Source organism: Micromonospora sp. CV4, from assembly GCF_003667455.1.
Taxonomy (GTDB): Bacteria; Actinomycetota; Actinomycetes; order Mycobacteriales; family Micromonosporaceae; genus Micromonospora.
This window is the reverse complement of sequence record NZ_RCVI01000130.1, coordinates 1-5943: the sequence shown is the minus strand read 5'-3', so window position 1 is coordinate 5943 and position 5943 is coordinate 1. Positions and strand designations below refer to the sequence as shown.

Genomic DNA, 5943 nt, shown 5'->3' with positions numbered 1-5943 from the left:
CCACCTCTCCCGGCCCCCCGGCCCACGCTTCTCCGCGTTGATCATGAAGTTATTGTCAGGACACGCCGAGATGGACGGCGATAACTTCATGATCGACGGGGTGTGGCGGCTGCCGGGAGGTGCGGTGGCACACGCCGAACATCCGGAGCACGCGGTGGTCCGGGAGGTGGCCCGGCAGACCGGGCTGACCGTGACGGTCGACCGGCTGCTGGCGGCCGTGGCCGACGTGACCACCTACCCGGAGGACGACGTCGCCCTGCACACCGACCGGTTGGCGTTCGAGCTGAGCGCGCGCGGCGGCACGCTGCGCGACGCCGGGGACGGCCCGACCGACCAGGCCCGCTGGGTCACCACGGCCGAGGCGGCCCGCCTGCCGCTGGCGCCGTTCAGCGCCGAGCTGCTCGGCCTGCCGGTCACCCCGCTCCCGACCGGTGCCCGTCGGCCCGCCGAGCCGTTCCCGCCGGCGCACCCCGACCGGCGGCTGCGCTTCGGGGCGTACGGGCTGGTCACCGACCCGGCCGGGCGGATCCTGCTCACTCAGATCGCGGACGGCTACCCGGGGGCCGGCAGGTGGCACCTGCCCGGGGGCGGCACCGATCACGGCGAGCAACCGACCACCGGGCTGCTCCGTGAGCTGATCGAGGAGGGCGGTCAGCTGGGCCGGGTGGTGGAGCTGCTCGGCGTGGACAATCTGCACAACCCCGCCGCGTTCGGCCCGGAGGGGCGGCCACTGGACTGGCACGGCGTCCGGGTGATCTATCGGGTGCTGGTGGACGTACCTACCGACGCGGTGGTCACCGAGTCGGCGGGTGGTTCGACGGCCCGGGCCGGCTGGTTCACCCCGGCTCAGGCCGCCGACCTGCCGTTGACGGGGATCGCTGCCTCGGCAATCGGACAGTCGGGTCGATAGCCCCGCGCTCGGTGAGCCGAGATGGTGACCCTCCGGTACAGTCGATGGCGGGAATGATGGAGGAACGGGCGATGAGGCCCGGCATGGGAATAAGAGTGCGGTTCGCGCGGTTTAAGCCAGATATAAGTACCGCCGGCAGCTATCGCCAAGTCCTGTTCCCTTATGCGATGGTGTACTCCGCAAAACGGCTGCCGGGCCACGCAAGGTCCGGCACGAGACAGCCGGACACCCGCCCCCACGGCGGCAGTCGATCCGGTGATGGAGGAAACGTGCCGAGAGCCCTATGGCGCCGGCGTCGTACGACTGACAGTCCGCGCCCCGCAGGACGTCGCTGGGCGGGCCGCTTGCGCCGCAGCAGCACGTTCGCGCGCCAGGTGCTACTGGTCCGGGTGGGTCGCCGCGACGGCGACCTGCGGACCACCGATGTGGCGCTGCCCGAGCACCGGTACGCCGACCGGCAGCGCCGCCGCTACGGCCTGGACCGCCTCGGCCGCCCAGCGCTCGGCACCGGTCGATCGGAGATCGAGGCCGTCATGCCGGTCAGCCCGGCGCTGCCGCCGATGGCACACGTCGACGAGGCTTCGGCCCACTCGATCCCACTGCTCCCCGGCGAGCGCACAGTCGCCCGCCGGATGAAGTTCGGCCTGGTCAACGCGTGCACGCTGGCCAGCCTGATGCTCGGCATGCTCGCCATCTTCCAGGCCATGCAGGGTGAGGTACGCATCGCCGCGCTCTGCCTGATCGCCTGCGTCGCCTTCGACGGCCTGGACGGCGCGCTGGCTCGCCGGCTCAACGTGGCCAGCCCGTTCGGCGCGCAGATGGATTCGCTGGCCGACATGTGCTCGTTCGGCCTCGCCGCACCGGTCGTGGTCTACGCCTCGCTCGCCGGCTCGGTGTCGACGGCCGCGGCGGCGGTGGCCTGCGCCCTGGTCGCGGCATGTGCCGCGATCCGGCTGGCCCGTTTCAACGTCTCGCCGAAGGACGGCCGCTTCTTCTGCGGGGTCCCCACCACCATGGCGGCCGCGGTGCTCGCCGTGACCGTCGCGATCGGTCTGCCCGTGCCCGGCCCCGTGCTGGTCGCGGGGGTGGCGCTGCTCGCCTTCGCGATGGTCTCCAGCTTCCCGTACGCCAAGCTCGCCCGGCTGGTCAAGCTGCCGCCGTGGCTCTGGCTGGCCCCGGTGATCGGCGCACTTGTCGACATCCGGCTCACGTTCGCCCTGATCGTGGTGGGCTACCTGGTCAGCGGGCCGGTGCTCTGGCTGCGGCAGCGTCGTACCGCCTGAATCCGCGTAACGAAGAACGGGGTGCCCGCGGGCACCCCGTTCTGTCGTTGACGGGTCAGCGCCAGCGGGCGATGACCGTGGAACCCCCGACCACCTTGTCGCCCGGCCCGACCAGCGGCTCGGCGGCCTCGGCCGGCAGGTACACGTCGGTCCGGGAGCCGAACCTGATGAGCCCGAAACGCTCGCCCTTCGCCAGCAGCGCGCCGATCGGAGCGCGCTGCACGATCCGGCGGGCGATCAGCCCGGTCCGCTGCGCGACCACCACCGTGCCGCGGCTGGTGTCCAGCACGGTGTACGCGGCCACGTTGTGCTCGGCGTCCGGCTTCATCGCGTTCACGAAGCCGCCGTCGGCGACGAAGTAGTCCACCACCTTGCCGGCGACCGGCGCCCGGTTGACGTGCACGTCCAGCACGGACAGGAAGACCGCGATCCGCAGCCACTCACCGTCGCCGAAACGTTCGTCGTGCAGTCGCTGCACCGACAGGACCTGCCCGTCCGCGCTGGCGACCACGGCCGCCGGATCCTCCGGAACGTCGCGCTGCGGATCGCGGAAGAACGCGGCGACCGGCCCGGCGGCCAGCGCCGGCAACAGCCAGAGCTTGGACGAGGGACGCGCCACCCGGGCCAGCGCGGCCAGGCCGAGCGTGATGCCCGCCGCGGCCACCCCGTTGGAGTCGATGTGCATGCCGCGGGTCAGCGGCACGCTCGACGGCCGGTGTGCCGGGGCCAACCGGTCGGCCGCCGCCGGGCTGGCCGGGGTGAACCGCAGCCGGTAGATCCGGACCGGCGGCGAGTTGCGCAGCACCAGGTCGGCGCCGACGCCGTAGAGGGCGTCCTGCCGGGCCAGCTCGGCCGCGGCGCCGGTGGTCCGGCCGGGCGTCGCGGCGGTGGCGACGCTCAGCACCGCGCCGTCGGCCAGGTGCTTGACCAGGGACTCGATGCCGCCGCGGGTCTCCTCGGCGGTGCCGGTGAACGCCTCGGCGGCGATGACCACCGCGGCGGCCTCGGCCTCGGCCAGCGAGTCGATCACATTGACCCGGTCGGCGACCCACCGGCCCTGGGCGGTGATGTGCTCGCGGAGCACGGTGACACCGGACGACTCGGCGGGCACCACGGCGAGCCGGTCACCGGGGAGCAGCGCCTCGATCGCCGCGGCCAGCACCGCGGACTCCGGGCTCGCGCCGACCAGGAGGGCGACCTTGGGATCGTTGATCCGGGCCAGCTCGGTGACGAGCGTACGGGCGGCTCGCTCGCCGATGCGGACCGGACCGGACCGGCCGGTGGTACGCACGGCGGGGGACTGGGTCATGTCGGACGGGCTCCTGACGGGGTAGAGACGGGAATCGCGGCGGGGCCCGCCATGGCGGGACGGGCCGGCCGGCGGAGGCGAGATCTCCACCGGCCAGCATATGCGCCTGCCCGCGCCGACCGCACCGTCGGAGCGGTTGAGAAGGTCGGCGCGGGCAGGCGCCCGGTCAGGGCTCCCGGCGCTGTTCGTCCCGCTCGTCCGCCGGCTGGTCGACCCGGGTCGGCTCGTCGATCTCCGCGCCGGTCGGGCGGTCGGCGAGGCCGGCGGTCGGCTCGTCGCCCCCGTCGGCGCGCTGATCGGAGACCGGGGTGGTTTCCGGCTCCGACGGCGGGTGGGCCAGCCAGGCCGGGTGGATCACCTCGGCCGTCGGCGTCTCCGGGGCCCGCATCTCGGCCGTCGGCGTCTCCGGCGTCCGCAGCTCGGCCGTCGGCGTCTCCGGCGTCCGCATCTCGGCCGTCGGCGTCTCCGGCGCCCGCAGCTCGGCCGTCGGCGTCTCCGGCGCCGGCCCTGGTGCGGGAGCGTCCCAGGTGGAGCGTTCGGCGTCCCAGGACGGCAGGCCCGCGCCGGAGGTCGGCGCGGACGCACCGGAAACCGGCGCGGCGGACTCGGTGGTGACGGCGTCCTGAGCGGTCGGTTCCGGTTGGACCGGACGGCTGGAGCGCAGCGCGCCGACCAACCCGAAGATCCCGATCAGGATCAGCGCGCCGGCCAGGAACCAGCCGACCGGCGGCAGCGCGAGCCCGAGCAGTTGGGCGAGCAGCCACCAGACGGACAGTCCGAGGAACACCAACCCGAAGGCGAACGACACCAGGTCCGTACGGTGAGCCTTCACCGGGTCACCTCCAGGTTGCCGGCATTGACGTGGATGTACAGGCGCAGCGTCCCGCCCCCGGGCCCGTCCGCGCCGAGGTCGGTGGACTCGCGCAGGCGTCCGTCCAGCCCGCCGGACCGGCTGCCGAAGATGGTGGCGTCGCCCGCGTTGACGTCGGCCACCGTGGTGACGTCCACGTTCGGGGGTACGACCACCGTCGCCTGGCCGAAGTTGACCGCCACGGTCACCTGGCTGTCCCGCTTGGCGAAGTCGATCCCGCGCAGGTCGAGCACGGCGTCACCGAAGCTGTTCTCGTACCGGTCGGCGAGGTCGCGGTGGTCGGTCGGCGCCCAGGTGACCGCGCCGTCGACCCCGCGGATCCGGTCGTAGGACTCGGCCACCGTGGCCGTTCCCAGCGCGGCGGCGGTCACCAGGCCGAGCGCGATGAGCCAGCGGGCCCGGCCGAACCACGTGCCGACCAGCAGCCCCAGCGCGATCGTGGCCAGCGCGGCGGCGAAGTACGCGGACGCGCCGACGTCGAAGACGTCCAGCAGGTCGAGCAGGGCGACCACGCCGAGGGCCAGGAAGATCAGCGAGAAGGTCACCGCGCCGAGCGGCGACCGCTCCCGGGGTCGCTTCGGCGGCTTCGGTGGCTTCGGCGGCTTGGGCGGGGGGTACGCGGCCGGCGAGGCGTACGGCCCGTGCGGCGCGAACGGAGGGCGGTATCCGGCCGGCGCCGGCGGCGTGACCGGGTAGCCGGTCGGGGTGCCGGCAGCGGGGGCACCGGTCACCGGCGCCGACGGCCAACTGCCGCTGGGCGTGCCGGTGCTCGGCCACCCGGGGCTGGCGGGGCCAGGCGCGGGCCAGCCGGCCATCGCGGCCGTCGTGCCGGCCGGCTGCCCGGACACCGGGCCCACCCCGGACACCGGCTGCGCGCCGGTGAACGGCTGCGCACCGGTGGTCGGCTGTGCGTCGTACGTCGGGGCGTGCGGGGTCGGCGACACGTCCGGCGCGGCGGTGGCGTACGCCGGATACCCGCCGGACGGTGCCGTCGCCGGCGGGTTGGTGGGCGGCACGACGCCGTGCGCTGGCGCCGGCCAGGTGACCGGCGGGACGGGCCCGGACGGCGTACCGACCGGTGCGGACGGGACCGGACCGCCCGGGGTGCCGGGCTGCGGCCCTCGGCTGTCCCGGTTGAGCAGCAGCGCACCGCCGATCAGGATGGCCGCGCCGAGCAGCACCGCGCGGAAGGCGTCGGTGACGATGTAGCCGAAGCTGGCCGCGACCAGGATGCCCAGGATGATCACGGTCACCGGCGACATGCTGGACCGACCGCGCCCGAGCATGGACTCCACCGGGGACGCGGTGTCGCCCTCGTTGGGGATGATCAGCCAGGCGGCGACGTACACCAGGATGCCGATGCCGCCGAAGAAGCCGAGCACCGCGAGCAGCACCCGCCAGAGCACCGGATCGGTGTTGGTGGCTCGTCCGATGGCCGCGCAGACCCCGGCCAGGTAGCGCCCCTCACGCGGCCGGACCAGCCCGTACCGCGAGGTGAAGCCGGCGCCGCCCAGCGGCGGGGGCGGTGCCGACGGGCCGGGACCACCCGGCCCCGGTACCTGTCTCTTAT

Annotated in this window: 4 protein-coding genes and 1 pseudogene; 2 read left to right on the top strand and 3 right to left on the bottom strand. The window is 74.2% G+C overall.

Annotation, left to right across the window (positions count from 1 at the left end; all coding sequences use genetic code 11):
• Positions 1–43: 43 nt before the first annotated feature.
• Positions 44–910 carry an NUDIX domain-containing protein gene (locus tag EAD98_RS01470; RefSeq protein WP_121652281.1) on the top strand — a complete coding sequence of 289 codons (867 nt, stop codon included), beginning with the start codon at positions 44–46 and terminating at the stop codon, positions 908–910.
• A 344-nt stretch (positions 911–1254) separates the two neighbouring features.
• Positions 1255–2193 (top strand): phosphatidylcholine/phosphatidylserine synthase, encoded by a 939-nt coding sequence (locus tag EAD98_RS01465; RefSeq protein ID WP_121652280.1) that lies wholly within the window; start codon positions 1255–1257, stop codon positions 2191–2193.
• A 55-nt stretch (positions 2194–2248) separates the two neighbouring features.
• Here the strand turns inward: EAD98_RS01465 and EAD98_RS01460 are convergent, their stop codons facing one another.
• The 3 genes and pseudogenes from EAD98_RS01460 to EAD98_RS01450 form a co-directional block, all read right to left on the bottom strand.
• Positions 2249–3502: a phosphatidylserine decarboxylase gene (locus EAD98_RS01460; RefSeq protein WP_121652279.1), complete on the bottom strand. Its 1254-nt coding sequence runs from the start codon at positions 3500–3502 to the stop codon at positions 2249–2251.
• A gap of 649 nt (positions 3503–4151) precedes the next feature.
• Positions 4152–4334, bottom strand: a pseudogene (locus tag EAD98_RS01455) (hypothetical protein); the annotation flags it as partial.
• Positions 4331–5887, bottom strand: coding sequence for a PspC domain-containing protein (locus tag EAD98_RS01450; RefSeq protein WP_233583674.1), 1557 nt, complete (start codon positions 5885–5887; stop codon positions 4331–4333). The pseudogene EAD98_RS01455 and the gene EAD98_RS01450, both read right to left, overlap by 4 nt.
• Positions 5888–5943 lie beyond the last annotated feature (56 nt).